24 protein-coding genes are annotated in these 22,271 nt (G+C 54.4%); 12 read left to right on the top strand and 12 right to left on the bottom strand.

Translation table 11 applies throughout. From position 1 onward, the window contains the following. Positions 1 to 46: 46 nt before the first annotated feature. From pcaF to pcaD, 7 genes are all read right to left on the bottom strand, one after another. Positions 47 to 1,252, bottom strand: a complete 1,206-nt coding sequence (pcaF, locus tag AUQ42_RS02430) for a 3-oxoadipyl-CoA thiolase (RefSeq protein ID WP_068517369.1) — start codon at positions 1,250 to 1,252, stop codon at positions 47 to 49. Positions 1,253 to 1,275: 23 nt separating this feature from the next. After that, entirely contained in the window at positions 1,276 to 2,049 is a 774-nt protein-coding gene (locus AUQ42_RS02425) for a CoA-transferase subunit beta (RefSeq protein ID WP_068517368.1), read from the bottom strand. A gap of 14 nt (positions 2,050 to 2,063) precedes the next feature. Then, positions 2,064 to 2,918 carry a CoA transferase subunit A gene (locus AUQ42_RS02420; RefSeq protein WP_068517367.1) on the bottom strand — a complete coding sequence of 285 codons (855 nt, stop codon included), beginning with the start codon at positions 2,916 to 2,918 and terminating at the stop codon, positions 2,064 to 2,066. Positions 2,919 to 3,060: 142 nt separating this feature from the next. Next, the gene (pcaG, locus tag AUQ42_RS02415; protein WP_068517366.1) at positions 3,061 to 3,648 is read right to left on the bottom strand and encodes a protocatechuate 3,4-dioxygenase subunit alpha; all 588 of its coding nucleotides are present in this window, start codon (positions 3,646 to 3,648) and stop codon (positions 3,061 to 3,063) included. A 3-nt stretch (positions 3,649 to 3,651) separates the two neighbouring features. Further along, complete coding sequence (gene pcaH / locus AUQ42_RS02410) at positions 3,652 to 4,353, bottom strand: protocatechuate 3,4-dioxygenase subunit beta (protein ID WP_068517365.1); 702 nt, start codon at positions 4,351 to 4,353, stop codon at positions 3,652 to 3,654. Positions 4,354 to 4,358: 5 nt separating this feature from the next. Continuing rightward, complete coding sequence (gene pcaC / locus AUQ42_RS02405) at positions 4,359 to 4,751, bottom strand: 4-carboxymuconolactone decarboxylase (RefSeq protein ID WP_101246371.1); 393 nt, start codon at positions 4,749 to 4,751, stop codon at positions 4,359 to 4,361. Further along, positions 4,744 to 5,544 carry a 3-oxoadipate enol-lactonase gene (pcaD, locus tag AUQ42_RS02400; RefSeq protein ID WP_068517363.1) on the bottom strand — a complete coding sequence of 267 codons (801 nt, stop codon included), beginning with the start codon at positions 5,542 to 5,544 and terminating at the stop codon, positions 4,744 to 4,746. Before pcaD ends, pcaC begins: the two co-directional genes overlap by 8 nt. Before the next feature lie 143 nt (positions 5,545 to 5,687). Here pcaD and pcaQ point away from each other — a divergent pair, with 143 nt between their 5' ends. The 5 genes from pcaQ to AUQ42_RS02375 all read left to right on the top strand — a co-directional run bounded on the left by pcaQ (position 5,688) and on the right by AUQ42_RS02375 (position 10,974). Then, entirely contained in the window at positions 5,688 to 6,629 is a 942-nt protein-coding gene (gene pcaQ / locus AUQ42_RS02395) for a pca operon transcription factor PcaQ (protein ID WP_068517362.1), read from the top strand. Positions 6,630 to 6,856: 227 nt separating this feature from the next. Continuing rightward, positions 6,857 to 7,888 carry a TRAP transporter substrate-binding protein gene (locus tag AUQ42_RS02390; protein WP_068517361.1) on the top strand — a complete coding sequence of 344 codons (1,032 nt, stop codon included), beginning with the start codon at positions 6,857 to 6,859 and terminating at the stop codon, positions 7,886 to 7,888. A 96-nt stretch (positions 7,889 to 7,984) separates the two neighbouring features. After that, positions 7,985 to 8,482, top strand: coding sequence for a TRAP transporter small permease (locus AUQ42_RS02385; RefSeq protein WP_068517360.1), 498 nt, complete (start codon positions 7,985 to 7,987; stop codon positions 8,480 to 8,482). After that, positions 8,475 to 9,866, top strand: a complete 1,392-nt coding sequence (locus AUQ42_RS02380; RefSeq protein ID WP_068517359.1) for a TRAP transporter large permease — start codon at positions 8,475 to 8,477, stop codon at positions 9,864 to 9,866. Before AUQ42_RS02385 ends, AUQ42_RS02380 begins: the two co-directional genes overlap by 8 nt. A gap of 124 nt (positions 9,867 to 9,990) precedes the next feature. Next, positions 9,991 to 10,974 carry a helix-turn-helix domain-containing protein gene (locus AUQ42_RS02375; RefSeq protein WP_068517358.1) on the top strand — a complete coding sequence of 328 codons (984 nt, stop codon included), beginning with the start codon at positions 9,991 to 9,993 and terminating at the stop codon, positions 10,972 to 10,974. A gap of 54 nt (positions 10,975 to 11,028) precedes the next feature. Here AUQ42_RS02375 and AUQ42_RS02370 read toward each other — a convergent pair whose 3' ends face one another. The 3 genes from AUQ42_RS02370 to AUQ42_RS02360 form a co-directional block, all read right to left on the bottom strand. Then, on the bottom strand, positions 11,029 to 11,847 hold the full coding sequence (locus AUQ42_RS02370) for an ABC transporter permease (RefSeq protein ID WP_068517357.1): 819 nt from the start codon (positions 11,845 to 11,847) through the stop codon (positions 11,029 to 11,031). Continuing rightward, positions 11,837 to 12,610 carry an ABC transporter ATP-binding protein gene (locus AUQ42_RS02365; RefSeq protein ID WP_068517356.1) on the bottom strand — a complete coding sequence of 258 codons (774 nt, stop codon included), beginning with the start codon at positions 12,608 to 12,610 and terminating at the stop codon, positions 11,837 to 11,839. The genes AUQ42_RS02370 and AUQ42_RS02365 overlap by 11 nt, the downstream gene beginning before the upstream one ends. Before the next feature lie 111 nt (positions 12,611 to 12,721). Further along, the gene (locus tag AUQ42_RS02360; RefSeq protein WP_082817687.1) at positions 12,722 to 13,798 is read right to left on the bottom strand and encodes an ABC transporter substrate-binding protein; all 1,077 of its coding nucleotides are present in this window, start codon (positions 13,796 to 13,798) and stop codon (positions 12,722 to 12,724) included. 381 nt (positions 13,799 to 14,179) lie between these two features. Between AUQ42_RS02360 and AUQ42_RS02355 the strand changes: the two genes are divergently transcribed. Next, positions 14,180 to 15,397, top strand: coding sequence for a TIGR03862 family flavoprotein (locus AUQ42_RS02355; RefSeq protein ID WP_068517355.1), 1,218 nt, complete (start codon positions 14,180 to 14,182; stop codon positions 15,395 to 15,397). On the opposite strand, the gene AUQ42_RS02350 is transcribed toward AUQ42_RS02355, so the two are convergent. Next, the gene (locus AUQ42_RS02350) at positions 15,381 to 17,018 is read right to left on the bottom strand and encodes a TIGR04141 family sporadically distributed protein (RefSeq protein ID WP_197460762.1); all 1,638 of its coding nucleotides are present in this window, start codon (positions 17,016 to 17,018) and stop codon (positions 15,381 to 15,383) included. The genes AUQ42_RS02355 and AUQ42_RS02350 overlap by 17 nt on opposite strands. A 559-nt stretch (positions 17,019 to 17,577) precedes the next feature. Here AUQ42_RS02350 and AUQ42_RS02340 point away from each other — a divergent pair. From AUQ42_RS02340 to AUQ42_RS02325, 5 genes are read left to right on the top strand one after another with little or no spacing between them, the layout of a single operon-like run. Further along, positions 17,578 to 18,969: an MFS transporter gene (locus tag AUQ42_RS02340; RefSeq protein ID WP_068517352.1), complete on the top strand. Its 1,392-nt coding sequence runs from the start codon at positions 17,578 to 17,580 to the stop codon at positions 18,967 to 18,969. A gap of 16 nt (positions 18,970 to 18,985) precedes the next feature. Then, entirely contained in the window at positions 18,986 to 19,453 is a 468-nt protein-coding gene (locus tag AUQ42_RS02335) for a MarR family winged helix-turn-helix transcriptional regulator (protein ID WP_068517351.1), read from the top strand. A 48-nt stretch (positions 19,454 to 19,501) separates the two neighbouring features. After that, positions 19,502 to 20,284, top strand: coding sequence for a siderophore-interacting protein (locus AUQ42_RS02330; protein ID WP_068517350.1), 783 nt, complete (start codon positions 19,502 to 19,504; stop codon positions 20,282 to 20,284). A 31-nt stretch (positions 20,285 to 20,315) separates the two neighbouring features. Then, on the top strand, positions 20,316 to 20,537 hold the full coding sequence (gene yidD, locus AUQ42_RS16090; RefSeq protein WP_197460761.1) for a membrane protein insertion efficiency factor YidD: 222 nt from the start codon (positions 20,316 to 20,318) through the stop codon (positions 20,535 to 20,537). A 38-nt stretch (positions 20,538 to 20,575) separates the two neighbouring features. Next, on the top strand, positions 20,576 to 20,845 hold the full coding sequence (locus tag AUQ42_RS02325; RefSeq protein ID WP_068517349.1) for a DUF4177 domain-containing protein: 270 nt from the start codon (positions 20,576 to 20,578) through the stop codon (positions 20,843 to 20,845). A gap of 76 nt (positions 20,846 to 20,921) precedes the next feature. Here AUQ42_RS02325 and AUQ42_RS02320 read toward each other — a convergent pair whose 3' ends face one another. After that, positions 20,922 to 21,140: a DUF3126 family protein gene (locus AUQ42_RS02320; protein ID WP_068517348.1), complete on the bottom strand. Its 219-nt coding sequence runs from the start codon at positions 21,138 to 21,140 to the stop codon at positions 20,922 to 20,924. Positions 21,141 to 21,403: 263 nt separating this feature from the next. Here AUQ42_RS02320 and AUQ42_RS02315 point away from each other — a divergent pair, with 263 nt between their 5' ends. Next, positions 21,404 to 22,168 carry a glutathione S-transferase gene (locus tag AUQ42_RS02315; RefSeq protein ID WP_231856659.1) on the top strand — a complete coding sequence of 255 codons (765 nt, stop codon included), beginning with the start codon at positions 21,404 to 21,406 and terminating at the stop codon, positions 22,166 to 22,168. Positions 22,169 to 22,271 lie beyond the last annotated feature (103 nt).

The raw sequence follows: 22,271 nt of genomic DNA, 5'->3' as shown, positions 1-22,271 counted from the left end.
AGCGCACAGGGGCGTCTTTCAACTCATGGGCAAATCGTTCCCGGGATCAGACTGCTTCAAGCGCAATCGCAATCCCCTGACCGACACCAATGCACATGGTCGCCAATGCGTATTTGCCACCCGTGCGTTTAAGCTGAAGGGCAGCCGTACCGGCAATACGTGCACCCGACATGCCCAACGGATGACCAAGGGCAATCGCCCCGCCATTCGGGTTCACACGCGCGTCATCATCGGCAATGCCAAGATCACGAAGGGTCGCAAGACCCTGGGATGCGAATGCTTCGTTCAGTTCGATCACATCAAGCTGATCAGTGGTCCAGCCCAGACGTGCCAGAAGCTTTTTCGATGCCGGTGCCGGGCCAAAGCCCATGATACGCGGCGCAACACCCGCCGTCGCACCACCGACAACCTTGGCAATCGGTTTCAGGCCATATTTCTTGACCGCGGCTTCGGATGCCACGATCAGGGCAGCCGCCCCGTCATTGACGCCCGATGCGTTACCCGCGGTTACCGAACCGCCTTCGCGGAACGGGGTCGGCAATTTGGCAAGGGTTTCAACCGTGGTACCCGCACGCGGATGTTCATCGGTATCCACCACAACCGGATCGCCTTTGCGCTGGGGAATGGTCACCGGGGTGATTTCCTGGGCAAGGGTCCCGTTCTGCTGGGCAGCGACGGCCTTTTCCTGTGAACGCACGGCAAAGGCATCCTGATCCCCGCGCGAAATGTTGAAATCTTCGGCAACGTTTTCACCGGTTTCGGGCATGGAATCCACGCCGTACTGCTTTTTCATCACCGGATTGACGAACCGCCAGCCAATGGTGGTGTCATAGATTTCCGCATTGCGCGAAAACGCCGACGTTGCCTTGGGCATCACGAACGGTGCGCGTGACATGCTTTCAACGCCACCGGCAATCATCAGGTCGGCTTCGCCCGCCTTGATCGCGCGTGCGGCAATGATGATCGCATCCATGCCCGAACCGCACAGACGGTTGACCGTGGTTCCGGTCACGGTTTCGGGCAATCCGGCCAGAAGCGATGACATGCGTGCAACGTTGCGGTTGTCTTCACCTGCCTGGTTGGCACAGCCAAATACCACATCGTCAACAGCACCAAAACCAAGATCGGGATTGCGTTCAACCAGTGCCTTGAGCGGCACCGCGCCAAGATCGTCGGCACGTACCTGTGACAGGCTGCCACCAAAGCGGCCAATCGGGGTACGGATGTAATCGCAAATATATGCGTCAGCCATTTCTAAGATCCTTGTTATTACTCTTACTGCTGACCCGCATGGGCCTTGGCGGTACGAGCATGCAGTTCACGAAGAACCTGCAATTCTTTCTCGGACGGGATCGCAGTTTCGGCGACTTCGTCGGCAAACTCAACATCCCAACCGGTATTTTCGATGATTTCTTCGCGGGTTACGCCCGGATGGATCGACGTCACGATGAACTGTTTGCCGACCGGATGCGGTTCCATGATGCAAAGATCGGTAATCAGACGCGACGGACCTTTGGTATCCACACCATAGGACGCGCGGTCATCACCGCCCTTGCCATGACCAAGCGACGTCACGAAATCGATCTTTTCGACAAAACCGCGTTTGCTTTGTTTCATCACCAGGAAGACTTCGCCACAGCTGGTTGCGATTTCCGGCGCACCGCCACCGCCCGGAAGACGGACTTTGGGGTTGTCGTAATCACCAATCACGGTGGTGTTGATGTTGCCATATTTATCAAGCTGGGCTGCACCAAGGAAACCGACCGAAATCTTGCCGCCCTGAAGCCAGTAGCGGAACATTTCGGGCACCGGAACCGTGTTCACAGCGGTTTCGCACAGCTCGCCATCACCGATCGACAGCGGCAGAACGTCGGGCTTGGTGCCAATCGTGCCACTTTCATAAATCAGAGTGATGTCAGGTGCATGGGTCAGACGCGCCAGGTTACAGGCCGCAGACGGCATACCGATACCAACAAAGCACACATCGTCGTTTTTAAGCGCGCGTGCGGCGGATACCGTCATCATTTCAGTCGGGGTATATTCAACCATGATCTTTTCTCCGCTTAGCCTTTGTTTGCTTCACGCTTGGCCGCGAAATCTTCGGGACCGCCATTCATGACATGTTCTTCGATCCAGGCCAGGAAGGCCTCCCGATCGCGGGCAATCGGATCCCATGCCTTGTAAAACGCGTTGTCGCGCTTGTAGTACCCCTGTGCATAGGACGGATGCGCCCCACCCGGGATTTCAACAATCGCGGTAACCGCCCAGTTCGGCAGCATCACAGCGTTTGACGAGATATCGCCGAAATCATCAACGATCTCTTCGACCGTCACGATGGATTTCTTGGCGGCCAGAACGGCTTCTTTCTGCACACCAACGATGCCTTCAAACAGGACATCGCCCTTTTTGTTGGCTTTCTGGGCGTGAACAACCGTCACATCCGGGCGGATCGACGGAACCGCGGCCAGGCTTTCGCCGGTGAACGGGCATTTGATGAACTTGATGTTCGGGTTTACGCGCGGCAGTTCCGCACCACGATATCCCTTGAACACCGCACAGGGCAGACCGGCCGCACCGGCGTCATAGGCATTGGCCATCGCCGCGTGGGAATGTTCTTCGATCTCAAGCTTGTGCGGCCAGCTTTCCTGAACCGCTTCGCGCAGACGATGCAGCGAACCAACACCCGGGTTACCGCCCCAGGAGAAGATCAGTTTTTTGGCACATCCGGCACCGATCAGCTGATCATAGATCATATCGGGCGTCATGCGGATCAGGGTCAGATCCTTGATCCCCTGACGGATGATCTCGTGCCCGGCAGCATGCGGGATAAGATGGGTGAAGCCTTCCATCGAAATGGTGTCGCCATCCTTAACGCAGGACGCGACAGCCTCTTTAAGCGACATGAAACGTGCAACCACGGTAAAACTCCTGTGGTATCAAACCAAAACAGAACAAAACAAATTCGGGGCAACAGCCCCGCATCATGCGGGAAATCGGATCGATGGCTGCGACCGCCGGCTTTCCCCAAAGCAGCGGACGCAGCCATCGGACCAGATCGGCCTACACGTCGAAGAACACGGTTTCCGCGTCCCCCTGCATGTGGATGTCGATCCGGTATTCGATCCCGCTTGGGGTTTCGACACGCTTGGCAATCAAGGTGTCGCGACGATCTGCCGGAACCGATTGCAGGACGGTGTCCGTGGCATTCAGTTCAGCTTCGTCGTCGAAGTAAAAACGGGTAAAGGCGTGAACAAGCATGCCGCGCATGAACACGATCACATTGACAAACGGGGCCTGGGCATCGGCAACGACGCCCGGCTTGACCGTATCAAACCAGAAACGGTTTTTGGCATCCGTGCCCGTGCCGCACCGGCCAAGACCACGGAAACCGGCATCAGCAACATCGACCGGCTTTTCGCTGTAAACGCCGTCGGCATCGGCCTGCCAGATTTCGATCATCGCGTCATTGACCGGATTGCCTTCGGCATCGAACACAGTGCCGGTGATGCGGATATGTTCACCCTTGGCATCCGGGCCGGCAACAACCGGATCGGCGATATCGGTAAAATCATAGCCATACTGACCTGCTGTCAGGCCATAGGCGAAATACGGACCAACCGTCTGTGAAGGGGTTTCACCATATGCCATGACTTAATTCTCCATCGGGGTGCCGTTGCGTCCGCGCAGGACAATGTCAAACTGATAACCCAGCGCAAAGCTTTCCTCGGTCTTGTCGATCGAGAATTTGGCAATCAGACGTTCGCGTGCGACCGGGTCTTCGGTACCCAGGAAAATCGGATCAAGTTCAAGCAGCGGATCACCCGGGAAATACATCTGGGTTACAAGGCGGGTGGCAAAGCCCGGACCAAACAGCGACAGGTGAATATGGTTCGGACGCCAGGCATTGAAATGGTTGCCCCACGGATAGGCCCCCGGCTTGATGGTATAGAATTTGTAATTTCCGTTTTCATCGGTCATGCAGCGTCCCGAACCGCGGAAATTCGGATCAAGCGGCGCTTCGTGCTGATCAACCTTGTGCACATAACGGCCTGCCGCGTTCGCCTGCCAGATTTCGACAAGAATGTTCGGCTGCGGGCGACCATCAGTATCCATGACACGGCCATGCACCACAATGCGTTCGCCAAGCGGTTCGCCGTTGGTGATCCCGTTTTTGGTCAGGTCGAAATCAAGTGCACGCACACTGGCCGGGGCAAAACGCGGTCCGGTGCCTTCGGTCAGGCCGGACTTGATCGCCAGCGGCGGGCGCGACGGGCCACGCAGAATGGTGGATTTGTAGCCCGGAGCAATGAACGGGGCGTGGGATCCCCAGTCACGCGGTTTGAAAACGGACATTTAACTTACTCTCCCTTGGATGCCGCGTCGATCTCGGCATAGGCTTGTTTGGCGATGCGGAATGCCGTGTTGGCGGCGGGAACGCCGGCATAGACCGCAACATGCATCAGGGTTTCACGGATATCATCGCGTGTCGCCCCGGTATTCAGAGTCGCCCGGATATGCATGGCGAGTTCTTCTTCGTGACCAAGCCCTGCAAGAAGGGCGATGGTAACGATGGACCGTTCGCGTTTGGTGAATGTGTCGCTGGTCCAGACACCATTCCAGACATTTTCAGTGATATAGCGCTGAAAACCTTCATCAATTTCGGTGATGTTTTTTGACGCACGATCCACATGCGCATCGCCCAGAACGGAACGGCGGGTTTTCATGCCAATGTCATACCGGCTCTCAGACAAGGTTCTTCTCCTTGGTAAATCGGTCGATCAACCGGGTCAGCAATTCCGGGGTTTCGATGCAGGGCAAATGCCCGACCCCGTCAATCAATTCAAATTCGGCATTCGGGATCATGGTCGCCATTTCGCGCACCACATCGGGCGGTGTCGCCAGGTCATCCGATCCACAGATACATAAGGTCGGAACCGCAATCTTGCCCGCCGCTTCGCGCAAATCACCGTCGCGCAGCGCCACACAGGTGCCGATATAGCCGGCCTCTGTCGTGCGCACGAGCATGTCGCGATACATCGCGGTTTCAAGCGGACGGTCCTTGCGGAACGTCGGCGACAACCAGCGTTCCATGATCGCATCGCCCAGAACATCAATCCCGTCGGCCTTGATGGCTTCGATCCGGGTATTCCAGCCGTTATAATCACCAAGCTTGGGGGCAGTATCACAAAGGATCAGGCCGCGAACGCGTTCGGGCTGCAATTGCGTGACTTTCTGGGCAATCAGTCCGCCAACCGACAGGCCGCAAATGATCACCTTGCCAAGGCCAAGATGATCAAGCAGCCCGATCAGGTCATTGGCATGCAGCGCAATGTCATATGGCGCATCACCGATGCCTGACAATCCATGACCGCGCTTGTCATAGGTCACAATGTTGAAGCGGTCAGACAATGCCGCAACAACATCATCCCAGATGCGCAGATCGGTACCAAGCGAGTTCGAAAACAGCAGCACAGGCGCGTCTTTCGGCCCGGACTGGCTGTAATGGATATGTGTCCCGTTGATCGGGGCGACTTGTAGACTCATGTCGTTTCCACCCTGCTTATTTGCGCACAATTTCGCAGATGGTTTTGGTTATGTAAAATGAGGAATTGCGTATTTTGCATAACTATATAATTATGCATTGTATTCTGATTACTTTATTCTACAACGACGCGACGTAGGCACACATGCTTGATCAACGCATTAAATTCCGTCATCTGACCTGTTTTCTGGAAGTCGCGCGTCAGCGCAGCGTTGTCAAGGCCGCCGACACCCTATCCATCACTCAGCCCGCCGTTTCCAAGACCATCCGCGAACTTGAAGAACATCTTGATGCGCGGCTGTTTGACCGGTCCAAACGCGGCGTGACCCTGACCGATTTCGGCAAGGTTTTCCTGCGATATGCCGGGGCCAGCGTCACCGCCCTTCGCCAGGGTGTCGACAGCATCAGCCAGGTCCGCATGCAGGGCGGTCTTTCGATCAATCTTGGCGTATTGCCAACCGTCGCCGCCAGCGTCATGCCCAATGCCATCCGCCGGTTCAAATCCCTCAGTCCCGATACAACGGTCAAGGTGGTTGCCGGGCCGAACGTCATGCTGATGGGACAATTGCGCGTTGGTGAGCTTGATCTTGTGGTCGGGCGACTGGCCGAACCCGATCAGATGTCTGGCCTGTCATTCATACATTTATATTCGGAACATATTTCGCTGGTGGCGCGTCCGGGGCATCCGTTGCTGACCGATGAAAACCCCGACATTACGCGTATCCGCGAATTCACCGTTCTGGTGCCGCCCAAACATGCGATCATTCATCCGACGGTCGACAAAATGCTGATTGCCCATGGCATCGGTGCCCTTCCCGACCGGATCGAAACGGTTTCAACATCATTCGGGCGCGCCTTTACGCGCGAAACCGATGCGATCTGGATCATCTCGAACGGGGCTGTTGCATCTGACATCGCCGAGGGCCATCTTGTTGAATTACCGATAGATACCAGTGACACTTTTGGACCCGTCGGGTTGACGACCCGGATTGACTCGCCGATTTCACCGCCTGTCGAGATGCTGATCAATGCTGTGCGCGAAGAAGCGGCACTGCATCACGCAACCCATTCAGGCCTTAATACATAATCGTTTGGTTATGAAAATGTGCGGACATATCATTATACATAACCATCACGTGCCCATTAGATTGGTTCCAATTCGGTATGGCAGAATTGCACCAAACGCAGGCCATTCCAAAAATAATAATAAAAACAACAACCAAGTATCTTGGAAAACTTCGCACGCTAGATGCGCATCATGGCTGAAACGTTTGTCGGCGTCATGACCGCGACAAGACGTTCAAAGGAGGAAGAATGAAACACATCACCAAATTGCTTGCGGGTGCAGCTGTTGCGACCATGGTGTCGTTCGGCGCACACGCACAGGAAGTCACGCTTACGATCCACCATTTCCTGGGTCCGAAGGCACCGGCACAGTCCAAAATGATTGAGCCGTGGGCAAAGAAAATCGAAGAAGAATCAAACGGTCGTATCAAGTTTGAAATCTTCCCGTCCATGTCGCTTGGCGGCAACCCGCCGGAATTGTACCGTCAGGTTCGTGACGGCGTTGCAGACATCGTCTGGACGCTTCCGGGTTACACCCCGGGCGTATTCCCGCGCATCGAAGTTTTCGAACTGCCGGGCGTGCATCTTGGTGACGCGCGCGCAACCAACCTTGCGATGTGGGATCTTAAGGACGAATTCGCCGAAGACCTTAAAGACATCCACCCGCTGGCGGTTCACGTCCATGCCGGTCAGGCCATCCATCTGACGGAAAAGGAAGTCCGCACGGTTGATGACGTCAAAGGTCTGAAACTGCGTACCCCGACCCGTACCGGTTCCTGGGTTATTGAATCCTGGGGTGCAGAGCCGGTTGGCATGCCGGTCCCGGCCCTGCCGCAGGCACTGTCGCTTGGCGTGGTCGATGGCGGTCTGGTTCCGTTCGAAGTTGTTCCGCCGCTGAAACTGGCTGAACTGATTTCCTATTCTGTTGAAGGCGAAGGCGTGAATTCGCGCTTTGGCACCTCGACCTTCCTGTTTGCAATGAACAAGGATCGTTACGAAAGCCTTCCGGATGATCTCAAGGAAATCATCGATCGCAACTCCGGCCGCGACTTCGCAGCCGAAATCGGCGATGTCTTCAACAATGTTGAAGAAGTCGGCAAGAAAATGATCAACGAAGGCAAGGGTCAGGTTGTCAAACTGACCGCCGCTGAAAAAGCGACCTTCGATGATGCCGCTGCCTCGGTCGTTGATCGCTGGATCGAAGAATCCAAATCCAACGGCATCGACGGCGCGAAACTCGTCGAAGACGCAAAAGCAGCCGTTCTGGCCCATACCAAGTAACGATATCAAGTTACTGGAAAATCTTGTGGGGTCACGTATCATACCGATGCGTGACCCTGTTTTTCCCGCTAGATTGCCCTCTAGATTGTAAGACATATGAAAAACGTGCTCTACAAGGCTGCATCATGGTTCGCCGTTATCGGTGGCCTGCTTGCCCTGCTGATTGCCGTTGTAACGATTGTCAACGTTACCGCCTTTGGTCTGGACAAGATCGCCCGGCTGTTTGACGCCAACTTTCCGGCCATTATCGGCTATGAAGATTTCGTCAGCATGATTGTCAGCTCGGCTGCCCTGATGTTCTTCCCCTACTGCCAGGCACATCGCGGTCACGTTGCCGTTGATGTGTTCATCAAAATGTTCCCGGACGGGTTTGCCCGCGTAATTGACGTGGTTTCAAGCATTCTCATGACCGGACTGGCGCTGTTCCTTGGTTATATGATGGTCAATGGCCTGATCGAGGTTCGTGGCGACAATACCCTTTCGGCAATTCTCGGCTGGACCATCTGGCCGTTCTATGTCCCGGGCATCATTTCGATGTTCCTGTGGGCGGCTATTGCCGGAAGTCAGATTTTCGAAAGAGAGGCCGATGTCTGAGCGCGAATTGATCGGCCTTGGTGGCCTTGCTGTTCTCTTTTTCGTTCTGGCTTTGCGTGTTCCCGTCGGCCTTGCCATGGTTGGCGTTGGCATTGGCGGCAACTATGTGCTGAGCCTGTTTTTCCCGTTCCTGCGTTTCGACCCCTATCTTCAGCAGTTCAAATCGCTGCTGTACGGGATTGTGTCGAACTATGAATTGTCGGTCGTTCCGCTGTTTGTTCTGATGGGATATCTGGCAAGTCAGGCCAATCTGTCACGCGACCTGTTCCAGGGGGTGAATGCCATTCTGGGCCGGTTCCGTGGTGGTGTTGCCATGGCAGCCATTGGTGCCTGTGCCGGCTTTGGTGCGGTATGCGGATCATCGCTTGCCACCGCATCGACCATGGGCAAGGTTGCCCTTCCGGAACTTGATCGTCTGAAATATTCGCCGCGGCTGGCAACCGGTACGCTGGCAGCTGGCGGAACGCTTGGCATTCTGATCCCGCCATCGGTCGCATTGGTGATTTATGCCGTCACGGTCGAAGCATCGATCATTCAGATGTTCCAGGCCGCGATCATTCCGGGTTTGATTGCCGTTGTGTTCTTTATGGCCGTGATCGCTATTCAGGTCCGCCTGAACCCGTCGCTGGCCCCGAAACCCGAACCGATGCCGCCCGCCGAACGCAAGGAAGCGTTGCTGCGTCTGATCCCGGTGATGGTGATTTTCGGATCAATCATTCTGGGTCTTGGTGCCGGTCTGTTCACGCCGACCCCGGCCGCCGGTGTGGGGGTGTTCGCGATCCTGGTTTACGGCACCTATATGCGCTGGAAAGGCAAAGGCGGCCTGTCATGGGAAGGCCTGCGTCAATCGCTTAAGGATACGGCGATTACGTCTTCGATGATTTTCTTCATCCTGCTGGGTGCGGAAATCCTCAAGGGCTTTTTCAGCCGTGCGAACCTTCCGGCCTATATGGCAGAAGCAGCCGCAACCAGTGGTCTTGACCCGTGGCTGATCATGGTTCTGATGCTGATGGCGCTGATCTTGCTTGGATGCTTCATGGAAAGTCTTTCCATGATTGTGGTTGTGATCCCGTTCTTCTGGCCTGCCCTTGTTGATATCAATGGTGGCGACTGGGCAACGGCGGCGACCGCGGCCTATGGCATGGGGACCGAGGACCTTAAAATCTGGTTCGGTATCCTTGCACTCATTGTCGTGGAGCTGGGGTTGATAACCCCGCCGGTCGGACTGAACGTCTTTATCATCAACGCGCTGGCCAAGGGTGTCCCCATGAGCCAGACCTTCCGCGGGGTGATGCCGTTCTTCGGGGCCGAGATCATTCGTATTCTGCTTTTGATCTTTGTGCCGGTCCTGACATTGTTCGTCCCCTCGATACTGGGCGGATAGCCGAAACAAAGCTGATCATAAAAGCCCGCCACTCCCCTGTGGCGGGCTTTTCTTTTGGGTATTTTGGTCCTGTCTTAAAACGGATAAACTGCCTCCAAGCCCGATCGAACCCATCAGGAACCCTATGCGCAACAGCATCCCGATCTACAAACTGTATGGCGAACGCGACGCCCATCGCGCACACTCGCCAATCGACGCGTTTGATCGGGATGTGTCCGATGGTTTCGCCGATGATTTTCCCGATGGCGCGGAAACCAGCGCACAGCAACCGATCACCGAACCGGAATTCTTTCATCTTGAAAGCATCCCGGAACGGTCGCGCCTGCATGATTTGCACATCAAGCCGCACCGTCATACCAACCTGTTTCAGTTGCTTTACATCACCCGGGGCACAGCCGAAATCAGCTTTGATGACCAGAACCTGACCATGCAGGCCGGGCAGCTGATTACTGTCCCGCCGGGCACGGTGCATGGTTTCAAATTCAGTGATGATATTGATGGCTGGGTCATTTCCCTGACCGATCATCATCTTCAGGAAATTCTGGCCCCGGCCCCCAAATTGCTTGCCCGGCTTGATCAGGCGATCTGTGTTGATACCAATCTTGACCCCGATCAGAGCCAGCCATCCGGGCCGGTTGATTTCCTGATTTCACAGTTGGCGCGCGAATATTACAGCCACAATACCGGGCGTCTGTTTGCGCTTCGTCATATTCTGGGATTGCTGTTGCTTGATGTCGGGCGGATCGCGCCACAAGGTGATCCGGCCCATCTGTCGCGTCAGGAACAGAAAACCGCGAAATTTCGCAAATTCCAGATGCTGGTTGAACGGTTTTACAAACATCACAAGCCGCTTGAATTCTATGCCCGCGAAATCGGCGTCACCACCACCCAGCTCAATCGCATTGCCAAGGATATCTATGGCATGACCGCAAGCGAGGTATTGCAAAACCGCCTGATGCTGGAGGCCAAGCGCACCCTGATCTATACCGACATCGCGGTTCAGCAAATCGCCGCCGAACTCGGCTTTCGCGATGCCGGATATTTTTCCCGTTTCTTTGCCAAAAAGGCTGGCATGCCGCCGGCCAGGTTCCGGGCCGATCACAGATAAAAAAAGCCGGACAATCGTCACAATTGCCCGGCTTTTCTGTGTTTTGTGAAGAACCTAGCGCCAGCCAAGCAACCAGCGATCCAGCCGCCCCAGCAACCAGGATACGCACAATCCCAACAGCGACAAAACCACCACACCGGCAATCAGCTGATCGGTTTGATACAGGTTGCCTGCCGCAAGAATAAGTGCACCAATCCCGTATTGTGCCCCAATCATCTCGGCTGCGATCAGAAGGATAATCGCGATCGAGGATGAAATACGAAACCCCGACAGGATGGTTGGCAATGCACCGGGCAGGATGATCTTGCGGATCACCGACCACATCGGCATGTCAAAGCTTTGCCCCATGCGGATCAGGTTACGCTGGACGTTATCGACCCCGCCAAAGGTGTTGATCACGGTCGGGAAAAACACGCCAAAGGCAATGGTGGCAAACTTTGACGGCTCGCCAATGCCAAACCAGATGATAAACAGCGGTAAAAGCGCGATTTTCGGGATCGGGAACAGGGCGGATACCAATGCCACACCGGGCGAACGCGCCCAGGTAAACATGCCGACCAGAAAACCGACGATCAGCCCCGCAACCGTCCCCATCACCCAGCCGCCCACAAGACGCTGAAGCGATGCCGCCAGATGGCGCCAAAGATCACCCGACACAATCAATTGCCAAAGTGCCTGGGCCACCGCGACCGGGCTTGGCATTGCCAGTTCGGAAATAAACCCGGTGCTTGATCCCAATTGCCAAAGGGCAATCACCACCATAAAGCTTGCCCATGCGGCAACCGGGTTGGCCTTGGGATTAAAGCCGGTGGCGCGAAAACGGACCTTGTTATCCGCGCCATCAGAAGTGATGTTTGCGACCTCACGCGACATTTTCAAGCTCCTTGTCCGCGGCAATCGCCTCATCCCGGATCAGGTTCCAAAGGGCCTGTTCATGGGCAACAAGTTCGGCCATGCCCTCAGTGCGATCACTGATCGGGATATCGATGCTGTGGATTTCCTTGATCGTGCCCGGACGGCGGCGCAGTGCCACCACCCGATGGGCCAGACGCACCGCCTCGTTCAGGTTGTGGGTGACATAAACCGCGGTCATGCCGGTGCGCGCAAACAGATCGGAAAATTCATCAAGCAACAGAATGCGGGTCTGCGCATCAAGGGCCGATAGTGGTTCATCCATCAACAGCACCGCCGGGCGCACCGCAAGGGCACGGGCAATACCCACGCGTTGCTTCATGCCACCAGACAGCTGTTTGGGATAAGCATCGCGGAAATCCGACAGATTGGTTTGCGTCAGAACTTCTTCGATCCGGGCATCCCGTTCGGCTTTGGACAATGGATGGTCTTCAAGCACCAGACTGATATTGCCCGCAACCGTGCGCCAGGGCAGCAATGCGAAATCCTGAAACACATATGTCAGCGGGTTAAGGCACCCGTCGGGTTTGGCCTGATCATCAATCAGGACGTCACCGGAACTGGGTTTGAGCATCCCGCCAATGATCGACAAAAGCGTTGATTTCCCGCAGCCCGAAGGCCCGATCAGGGCAACGACCTCGCCCGGTTCAATCGTCAGATCAATGTCGCGCAATGCTTCGACCTGATCATAGCGATGGCTGACATTTTTGATGGTAAGCCGCATGGCCAACTCTTTGGATAATTAACATTCGTGGTGGCAATTCGGGAAAACAGGCGTCCCAAAGACAACCGGGCCGAACGCAACAGTTCCGGCCCGGTTTGAAATCACATCCGCTTACTGGCCAAGCGGCGCGATGAAGCTGGTATCGATGAAGGTATCTGGATCGGCACTTTCGGAAACATAGCCGCGCTCCTGATACCATTTGACCTGTGCCTTGACGTCTTCGACATCAAGCTTGCCTTCCTCGGTGATGAACATCGCGCCATTGCGGATTTTCGGATAGGCCTTCTCGGCCGGGTCATCGGCATAGACATATTTGTGAACGATTTCGAGGATTTCGTTCGTGGTATCGCTTTCAATCAGCTTGCCATCCGCATCGGTCGCCAGAAGGCCCGCACGGTAATCAGCCACACCTTTCTGATAGGCGCGCACGAATTTCTCGACCACGTCACGGCGTTCTTCGACATTCTTGGTCGACGTGAAAAGACCACCAACCTGATAAGGCACATAATCCTTTACCCAGCCGATGATATGGGCCGCACCGGCATTTGCCAGCGGCTTGGCAATGTGCGGTACGATGATCATGCTGTCGACCTGCCCGCTTTTAAGCGCCCCGATCATGTTCGGAACCGATTGCAGCGGCTTCAGCTCCATACTGTCGATATCAACGCCGGCCTTTTCCGCAACATTGCCGATCATGTAATGGAAACTTGACCCAACCTGCGACAGGGCAAAGCTGTGCCCGCCCAGCTTGTCAACCGACGTCAAACCGGCTTCATAGGCGGCATTGGATGCAAGGATCGCCGACCCGTCATAGCCCGGATCTTCATGAAGCTGTGCGCCAATCACCTTAAGCGCGCCTTTGCCCGCCAGGTTAAAGAACCCGCCGGTGAAGGCCGTAACGCCAAAATCGGCATCGCCCGATGCAATCGCAACGGCAACCGGCTGTGCAGCGCGGAAGAACGTGATTTCCGCATCAAGCCCCTCGTCCGCGAAATAGCCCTTTTCCTTGGCGATGAACAGTGGCGAGCTTGAAACAAAGGTCAGTGCAGCAATATTGATTTTCTCGGCCGCCTGCGCAGCCCCCTGCCCGAATGACACCGCGCCAAATGCAATGGCGCCAAGTGCGGTTGCCAGCATGGAACGACGGGTAATCGCGCCGATCCCCTTCACCAGATCGTAAGAACGCATGTTTCCTCCTGTTGGTCGTCTTTTGGTTTGTTTGCCTCTTCTGATTTTTTGTTATCCGAAATGCCGACAAATTGCCAATGTTTGGCGCAAACCGCGACAAAAAGGGTCGAATTCACCCAACAACCCGCAATTCATGAAATGATATTTCATCATCACCTGATACAGGCGAGAAATCCCTGCGACCGCATCCCCATATGCGGTTGAGACTGCTCGATACTAGCAGTGTCCCGCCCCCTTGCGTTTTGCCCCGCCCTACGTGGCCCCTGCAACGGCGCGGGCCTCTCACCACCAGCACCACAGGATCCATCAGCACAAATTGCCAATCCCCGCCAAAGAAGCTAAAACCGCCCAACAGAACCGCATCGCATCACAAGGCCGATCATGACCACAGCCAACACCCCCGTAAAACCAGCCCCGAATGGCAAAACCGCCATGGTGATCGGTGCCGGTCCGGCTGGCCTGATGGCCGCAGAACGGCTTGCGGGTGACGGTTATGCGGTAACGATCTATGAAGGCATGCCAAGTGCCGGGCGCAAATTCCTGATGGCGGGGAAATCGGGACTTAACATCACCCATGGCGAGGATCTGGAAACTTTCCTGACCCGCTATGGCGCATCGCGCGCCCGCCTTGAACCGCATTTGCGCAAATTCGGCCCCACCCAAATCCGCGACTGGTGCGCGGGGCTTGGTGTTGAAACCTTTGTTGGCTCATCTGGCCGGGTCTTTCCGACCGCGATGAAGGCAAGTCCGCTTTTGCGTGCCTGGTTGCGACGCCTTGATGGGTTGGGCTGCGTGATCCATTACCGCCATTACTGGACCGGCTGGAACGATGCCGGTCAGGCGGTTTTCAAAACCCCTGATGGCGACGTGACGGCAGATGCCGATATCACCATCCTTGCGCTTGGTGGCGGAAGCTGGAAACGGTTGGGATCGGACGGCAAATGGATGGAAATCCTGATGAATGCCGGGATCAAATGCAATCCGTTCAAACCGGCCAATTGCGGCTTTGACATCGACTGGACGGATCATCTGATCGACAAATGTGCCGGATCACCGGTCAAGGCCGTGACGCTGACCTGCGGCACCCAGACCGTGCGCGGCGAGTTCGTGATTTCCAAAACCGGGATCGAAGGCAGTGCGGTTTATGCCATATCTGCAACGCTTCGCGACCAGTGGCTTGAAACCGGGACCGGCACCCTGACGCTCGACCTCTGCCCCGACAGAACACTTGATGACGTCACCACCCGCCTTGCCAAACCACGCGGCAAGAACTCGCTTGGCAATCATTTGCGCAAAACACTCGGCCTTGATGCCACCAAAACCGCCCTGATTTTCGAAGTCACCCCGCGCGACATTCAAAACGATCCGGCCAAACTGGCCACCGCGATCAAAAACCTCCCCCTCAAAATCAAAAAGCCCCGCCCAATCGACGAGGCCATCAGCACCGCCGGTGGTGTCGCTTGGGAAGAACTCGATGACAACTTCCAACTCATCAAACGCCCCGGCACCTATTGCCTCGGCGAAATGATTGATTGGGAGGCACCTACAGGTGGGTATTTGTTGAGTGGGTGTTTTATGAAATTTAATGCAGCGGTATAAAGCGAATGCAAACATTGTAACTCATCGATTGCATACTTCTTCGCTCTTCGCTGAATGACGCTTTACTGAAAAACGGAATATCGAAGAGACCATTGGCTCTAGGCCTATCCGCTATCCAATATTCCACTGTCCAGTCGTTCAAATTGTTATCAAAGGAGTTGCGAAGTTCGTCCGCCTGCTCTTGAGAATATTGGCTTCCAACATATTCAGCCATTTTCTCCCTTACTAACGGGTAACATTTTATGTTCCGTGCAGAATTTGAGCCTTGTTTGAAAAAGTGGCTCAACACACTGGATCTACGAGAGTTTTTCTTAACATGAATCAGTCTCTTATTCTGCAGGTCAAGCAAGTCACAAACTTCAAAACCTGAGTTTGGTACATCTGGAACTTTTATCATCACAGTATCGAATACCAAGTATCCCAATGCTTTGCCTACTGAACGGTTGTACTGCCCCTCAGATTCATATACTCCGTCTCCATTCTCTTGAAACTGCTTAGCAAGCGGTCGTGGTTTAGGAAAACCGTCCCATTCAGCACACGATTGTTCAAATGAATTGATGACAGTATCTCTAAAAGCTTGGTCAATCCTGTACCATTCTCCTTCGTTAAGCGCGTACAAACCGTCCCCATGAACTAACGTACCCACTAAAGATTGTCGCGCAGACCAAGTCCGATCTGGGCGATCGGCTTCTTGAAAAGAAGCAATCACCTTGTGCTTTTTTAGGGTATCGGGGGTGATCTCTTCGATTTTTTCACCTAGAGCGTTTAGATAATCAGTTAGATTAAGATCAGGAAAACCTCCTCGCAATCCGGGTCCCTGAAAACTATACATTACCGACTCATCAGCCAAAGCGACTGGAAGACCAAATTCGAAGTCTTCGTGGCCTTCCTTAATTCGTTCCAATGCCAGCAAATCTAATTTATCAACCAAAGCCCGATCTCTAATCGGCCGAATTACATCCAACGCTACAAAGCTAGTGTCTTTATAAAACTCCGATGTGAATAGGCCCAAAGCCTCACTTGCTAACTCTGGAAGATTTTCAAGATCGAAATCACCTGTGATCTTGAGAGATTGCGCACCAAGCATAGTTTCTGCAGTGCTATCTTCCTGCGCATCTCCACCAACTCGTCGAACAAGATTAAGCGCTGCTTCTAACCCAAAAGAACTCAAATCTCTTTTAAAAGGCGACAGTTCTACACCCCGAATTGCATCACTCAAGTTTGCCCTTTCTATTTGTTGCAGCCTTTTGTCATCCAACGCATTAATTGCAGCACGTAAACCGAAGTCAGCTTCTAGTCGACGATCATTCAAATACATCCAGCCGAAAGCAAATGGACAAGCAAAGATCCTTCTTTCTTTTCTGAACATCAGGATTGCGCTGGTGGACTTAGTTCCCACCTTGAAGGCTAAATCAAAGTGCCGTTCAAGCCTCCTGTACCAAAGGGGGACTTGCTCATCGCCGGAAAATACAAACAAGCGCCCTCCATCCCCAAATTCCGGTAAGTTGTGAACGAACAACCCGCGTCGTCCGAGTTTTTCCCTAGCGCTATCGGTTAAAATTTCCTCGAAGTGCTCTTGGCCCTCTTTCGCCAAGTAAATTGTGAAAGTTACTTTCTCCACCACACACCTCAAAATTGAGATATAAGAAATATAACACCAATAGTTGAATTAACATTCAATTATATTCATTGTAAACACTAACTATTAGTGACAATGCACCGTCCCGGCCTTGCGATCCATGTGGCAACACTGACCGGGTGGGGAGCTTTTGCGGCAGCCGCCGCCATGTTCGATCTGTTGATCAACGATTGTCGGTTCTGATCCGGCTTGTACTGGCGCGGGGTGTGCGCCAAGCGCAATCATTGCTGTGATAGCAAGCATCATTGCGGTTTTCATATTCTGTCCTCCCTGTTCATTTCCTTGATGTTACGCCCCAATGGCGCGGATCGGAACTACCCGGAAGTGCAGGCCTCAAAATATAGTTGACACAATCAACCATCTTCATGTAGTTGATATAGTCAACCAATTAAGATCACGGATACTGAAGCCTTTCGCCCCCATCCCCGACTTCTGTGTCCGCCCCGCACCCCTCGCGTGTCACCGAATTGCGCAGTGCTTTGTCGTCCGTTCGGGACGAGCCGTTCTGCGTTGCCAAGAAGACTGAAAGAGAAATCGCCCCATGAAGATTTCGACCACCATTTACCCGGACGGATTGCCAAGCCCGCGGGCCGGATTTGCCGCAATGGCGGTGTTGCTGACCATCATGATGGCCGTGCTTGACGGCACGATCATGAATGTCGCCCTTCCGATCATTGCGCAGGATCAGGGCGTTTCGCCCGCCCATGCCATCTGGGTTGTCACCGCCTATCAGCTGGCGATTGTTGTTTCCTTATTGCCGTTGGCCGCCCTTGGCGAGGCCATCGGTTTTCGCAAGGTTTATCTGAGCGGTATTGCGATTTTCGGAATTGCATCATTCCTGTGTGCCATGGCCCCGAATATCGAGTTTCTGACTGCTGCGCGCGTGTTGCAGGGTCTTGGTGGTGCCGCATTGATGAGCATTAATGGCGCGGTCATGCGCCATATCTTCCCGCAGGCCAAGCTTGGCCGTGCCATTGGCTGGATCGCCATGACGGTATCTGTGTCGGCCGCAGGCGGCCCGACCATCGCATCGGCCATTCTGGCGGTTGCAAGCTGGCATTGGCTGTTTTTGATCAATGTGCCGATTTCGATCCTGGCGATCATTGTCGGTTATTTCACCCTGCCCTTTAACGCGCCAAGCCGCACCCGGTTTGATTTCATCAGCGCGTTTTTGAATGTGCTGACCTTTGGCGGGTTGATTTCGGCCCTTGGCAATGTCGGCACCGAAAATGACCCGGCCCTGATCACCGCGCAATTTGCCATTGCGATCATTGCCGGTGCGTTTCTGGTGCGGCGTCAATTGTCCAAGGACCGGCCGATGTTGCCGCTTGATCTTTTGAAACTGCCGGTTTTTGCCTGTTCCATCGGATCATCGATTTGCGGTTTCTGTGCGCAGATGATTGCGTTCGTTACCCTGCCATTCTATTTCCATGACGTGCTGGGTTATAGCGCGACCGTCACCGGACTTTTGATGACGCCCTGGCCGCTTGCCACCGCGGTTGCCGCCCCGGTTGCCGGACGGCTGGCCGATAAATATTCGCCAATCCGTCTGACCGGGCTTGGCATGATGGTGTTTGCGATCGGGCTTTATGCCATTACCTTTGTACCGGAAGGCGGAAGCTATGCCGGGATTATCGGCGCGCTTGCCCTGTGCGGGATCGGGTTCGGGCTGTTTCAGGCGCCCAATAACCGCCTGATGCTGACATCGGCACCGCGTGATCGTTCCGGCGGGGCCAGCGGCATGTTATCGACCGCGCGCCTGACCGGGCAATCGGTGGGTGCGGCACTGGCCGCGATCCTGATTGGCACCGGCGGCGGGTTTGAGCTTGATACCATCATGATGGTGGCAAGTGGTGCGGCCCTGGCATCGGCCCTGATTTGCGAAGGGCGTCGCCATGCCCTTCGTACCGGCCTGATTGCCGCGAATGTGTGATAAAGCGAGAAAGATCATGATCGAACAGGATCAGGCACAAGACCAGGCATCGGACAAGGCACATGTCCCGGGTGAAACCCTGCATCGGCTTGTTCACGCCTATAAACGCAGCCTGATGAATGCGATGGTCGATGCCGATATGCCGATGCCGATTTCGCACAAACGCGTGATGAAATGGATCATCCGCATTCCGGGCATCACCGCCCAGCAAATGGCCGAAAAATCCGGTCAGGACAAAGGCCGCATCACGCGGCTTTTGAAAGAACTTGAAAATGACGGGCTGATTGAACGCCGCCCGCACCCGATCGACCGACGCAGCCAGACACTGCATTTGACAGCCGCAGGCGAGACCCGCATGGAAGCATTCCGCACGGTCGAGCAAGATGTCAGAACCCGAATGACACGCGGTCTTACCCCCCAACAAATCAGGGATTTTGTCGAAATCGCCAATCTTATGGCTGATAACCTTGATCCCTGCGGATAGGACATGGTGCAAAAAAACAAACCGCACCAAAGGACTTAGGAGTTTCTCATGAACAGACCTGCCCCACGCGATCTTGTCGTGATCGCAAAAAAGCAAGTCACCCCCAATATGCTGCGCGTTACCCTTGGCGGCGACGGCATGGCAAGCTTTCCCGAAGATCAGGAAAGCGCCTATGTCAAACTGATCTTTCCGATTGATGGCGATGACAAGGACCGGGTATTGCGCCGGACCTACACCGTGCGTCATGACCGCAAGACCGATCAGGGCCGCGAGATCGATCTTGATTTCGTCATGCATGGCGATGGGTCCGATCACAATGACCATGGTGGCCCGGCATCGAACTGGGCGGTCAATTGCAAGCCCGGCGATGTGATCACGGTCGGCGGTCCCGGCCCGAAAAAGCTGGTTGATCCGGATGCCGACTGGTTCCTGATTGTCGGGGATATGACGGCCCTTCCCGCGGTTTCGGTCAATCTCGAAACGCTGGGGGCCGATGCACGTGGCTATGCGGTGATCGAAGTACGCTCGGAAGCCGATATTCAGCCCCTTGCCAAGCCCGACAACATCACCATCGAATGGGTGATCAATCCGCGTCCGGGCGAAGTCAGCAACGCCCTTGTTAATGTGGTCAAAAAGCTTCCCTGGGGCGATGGACGCCCGTCGGTCTGGGCGGCATGTGAATTCACCGCAATGAAGGAACTGCGCAGCTACTTCCGCGAAGAATGCGGCCTTGGCAAGGATGATCTTTATATTTCAAGCTATTGGAAACTTGGCATGAATGAAGACAACCACAAGGTCATCAAATCCGAAGATGCCAAAACAGCGGCTTAGGCTGCAATAGAAAACCTGACGGTAACAAAGTATGAAAATACTCAACCCTCTGAGTTACTTGGCATTGGGGGCAATCAGGATGTACCAACTGATTGCCCCCAAAAGTGTTAGGATGAAATGCAGGTTCGAACCTAGCTGCTCGAATTATGCTGCAACTGCATTTCGAAAGTTTCCCTTCAGCATTGCACTAAAAAAAACCATCGATCGTTTAGGTCGTTGCAAGTATCCAAACGGCGGAATAGACTACCCATAGTTGAATTAACCTTTCCGTATGAAACGAAAGAATCGACTATGACCGATCAAGTTCAATTCGAATATCAATGTGTTGCGGGACCTACGGTCATTGCAATCGGCAAGAAAGAAAACCGAGCTCAAGCTGTAGCTGAGTATCAAACAATTATAAATCGGGAGGCCGGAAAAGGCTGGGAATTTGTCGGAATTGATGAATTTCAGACTTCTGAACCGCCGGGATGTCTCCAGGGAAACAAACCGATCATTACAATCTTCAAAATGATCATATTCAAACGCCCAAAAGTCGCGCCAAATGATGCCAAACCATAAATACGAGTGCCCCAAAAAAAACGCCCCGGGAAACAAGGCCCGGGGCGTTTTTATTTTCCTGCAATAACAGGACCGATCACGGTGCCGGCGGCAGGTCTTCTTCAAGAATGACCAGATTAAGCGAATAGCTGACTTCGCCTTCGTCCTCGTCACGATGCACGACGCCGACGAACTCATCGCCAATACGCATCTCGATCGGATGGCCTTTTTTCTTCGGCGCATCAATCGCGATCTGGTTATTGTCAAAGGTGCGGCGCAGATAATCGGTAACGCGCGCGATTTCGGTCGGTGTCATAGGACTTGCCCCTTGTTCTTTCCAATCGGCTTTAATCTCTCAGATCACAGGATATCGCATAGACGCCTTGGCGTCTGCCCCATTTCCTGTCTCTGTGCGTAAAACTGGTGCACTGTCCTTTCACAAACTGCCCCCGGAAATCAAGCCCGCAGCATCAAAAAACCGCGATTTGACCGATTTTCCCTAAATGATATTGCGATGATATTACCGACGACATTGCAAATGACATTGCATTCACCCCCCGCACCGTTTAATCCGGTTATATGCCCGAAATTGATCACACCACCGACCTTATGCCGTCTGCTGACGGTCCGTCGATCCCGCCACGCGATGACGCATCGACCGGGAACGATACCGACCATGGCGCCACCGCATCGCCCGAACGCCCGATCCTTTACAGTTTCCGGCGCTGCCCCTATGCGATGCGGGCACGGATGTCGCTTCTGGCAGCGGAAATTGATGTCGAACTGCGCGAAGTGGTTCTGCGCGACAAGCCGCAAAGCATGATCGATGCTTCGCCCAAGGCAACGGTGCCGGTCCTGATCCTTCCTGACGGGTCGGTGATTGATGAAAGCCTTGAAATCATGGTCTGGGCGCTTGCAGAAAACGATCCGCTTAATTGGCTAAGCCCCGAAAGCGGCACGCTTGAAGACATGCTGGCGCTGATTGCGCAAAATGACGGGCCGTTCAAGCATCATCTTGATCGTTACAAATACCACACCCGCTACGAGGATGCCGATCCCGCCGAACATCGCCGGGATGCGGAAAAGATCCTTAATCGTCTGGACGGGCGGCTTGCGGTTGGCAAATACCTGTTCGGGTCGCGCCCGGCCCTGGCCGATTTTGCCATTGCACCCTTTATCCGCCAGTTCGCCAATACCGACCCGGATGCGTTTGATGCCATGCCGTTTGTACATGTCCAACGCTGGCTGGATGATTTTCTGGCCTCGTCCTTTTTTGAACGGGCCATGACCAAATATGATCAATGGCACGAAGGCGACAGCCCGGTCATTTTCAAGGCCACCTGATCAAGCGCACCCGGACTGAAAAACACCGGGAAATACCGGGAAACACCGGAAAATTCCGGGCAAAAGCAACCAAATCACCGATGACCCAAGGGTGGCAATCACG

Origin of the sequence: Thalassospira sp. MCCC 1A02491 (assembly GCF_001613785.1) — a bacterium.
Classification (GTDB): domain Bacteria; phylum Pseudomonadota; class Alphaproteobacteria; order Rhodospirillales; family Thalassospiraceae; genus Thalassospira; species Thalassospira povalilytica.
This window is presented reverse-complemented; position numbering and strand designations above follow the sequence as displayed.

Bases quoted from the DNA above. Each gene is read 5' to 3' on its own strand.
- AUQ42_RS02325 (WP_068517349.1), top strand. From the start codon at position 20,576: ATGACCGATCAAGTTCAATTCGAATATCAATGTGTTGCGGGACCTACG.
- pcaD (WP_068517363.1), bottom strand. From the start codon at position 5,544: ATGAGTCTACAAGTCGCCCCGATCAACGGGACACATATCCATTACAGC.
- AUQ42_RS02340 (WP_068517352.1), top strand. From the start codon at position 17,578: ATGAAGATTTCGACCACCATTTACCCGGACGGATTGCCAAGCCCGCGG.
- pcaG (WP_068517366.1), bottom strand. From the start codon at position 3,648: ATGGCATATGGTGAAACCCCTTCACAGACGGTTGGTCCGTATTTCGCC.
- AUQ42_RS02370 (WP_068517357.1), bottom strand. From the start codon at position 11,847: ATGTCGCGTGAGGTCGCAAACATCACTTCTGATGGCGCGGATAACAAG.
- pcaF (WP_068517369.1), bottom strand. From the start codon at position 1,252: ATGGCTGACGCATATATTTGCGATTACATCCGTACCCCGATTGGCCGC.
- AUQ42_RS02385 (WP_068517360.1), top strand. From the start codon at position 7,985: ATGAAAAACGTGCTCTACAAGGCTGCATCATGGTTCGCCGTTATCGGT.
- AUQ42_RS02355 (WP_068517355.1), top strand. From the start codon at position 14,180: ATGACCACAGCCAACACCCCCGTAAAACCAGCCCCGAATGGCAAAACC.
- AUQ42_RS02335 (WP_068517351.1), top strand. From the start codon at position 18,986: ATGATCGAACAGGATCAGGCACAAGACCAGGCATCGGACAAGGCACAT.
- AUQ42_RS02390 (WP_068517361.1), top strand. From the start codon at position 6,857: ATGAAACACATCACCAAATTGCTTGCGGGTGCAGCTGTTGCGACCATG.
- AUQ42_RS02375 (WP_068517358.1), top strand. From the start codon at position 9,991: ATGCGCAACAGCATCCCGATCTACAAACTGTATGGCGAACGCGACGCC.
- yidD (WP_197460761.1), top strand. From the start codon at position 20,316: ATGAAAATACTCAACCCTCTGAGTTACTTGGCATTGGGGGCAATCAGG.
- AUQ42_RS02365 (WP_068517356.1), bottom strand. From the start codon at position 12,610: ATGCGGCTTACCATCAAAAATGTCAGCCATCGCTATGATCAGGTCGAA.
- pcaQ (WP_068517362.1), top strand. From the start codon at position 5,688: ATGCTTGATCAACGCATTAAATTCCGTCATCTGACCTGTTTTCTGGAA.
- AUQ42_RS02360 (WP_082817687.1), bottom strand. From the start codon at position 13,798: ATGCGTTCTTACGATCTGGTGAAGGGGATCGGCGCGATTACCCGTCGT.
- AUQ42_RS02315 (WP_231856659.1), top strand. From the start codon at position 21,404: ATGCCCGAAATTGATCACACCACCGACCTTATGCCGTCTGCTGACGGT.
- AUQ42_RS02380 (WP_068517359.1), top strand. From the start codon at position 8,475: ATGTCTGAGCGCGAATTGATCGGCCTTGGTGGCCTTGCTGTTCTCTTT.
- AUQ42_RS02320 (WP_068517348.1), bottom strand. From the start codon at position 21,140: ATGACACCGACCGAAATCGCGCGCGTTACCGATTATCTGCGCCGCACC.
- AUQ42_RS02425 (WP_068517368.1), bottom strand. From the start codon at position 2,049: ATGGTTGAATATACCCCGACTGAAATGATGACGGTATCCGCCGCACGC.
- AUQ42_RS02330 (WP_068517350.1), top strand. From the start codon at position 19,502: ATGAACAGACCTGCCCCACGCGATCTTGTCGTGATCGCAAAAAAGCAA.
- pcaH (WP_068517365.1), bottom strand. From the start codon at position 4,353: ATGTCCGTTTTCAAACCGCGTGACTGGGGATCCCACGCCCCGTTCATT.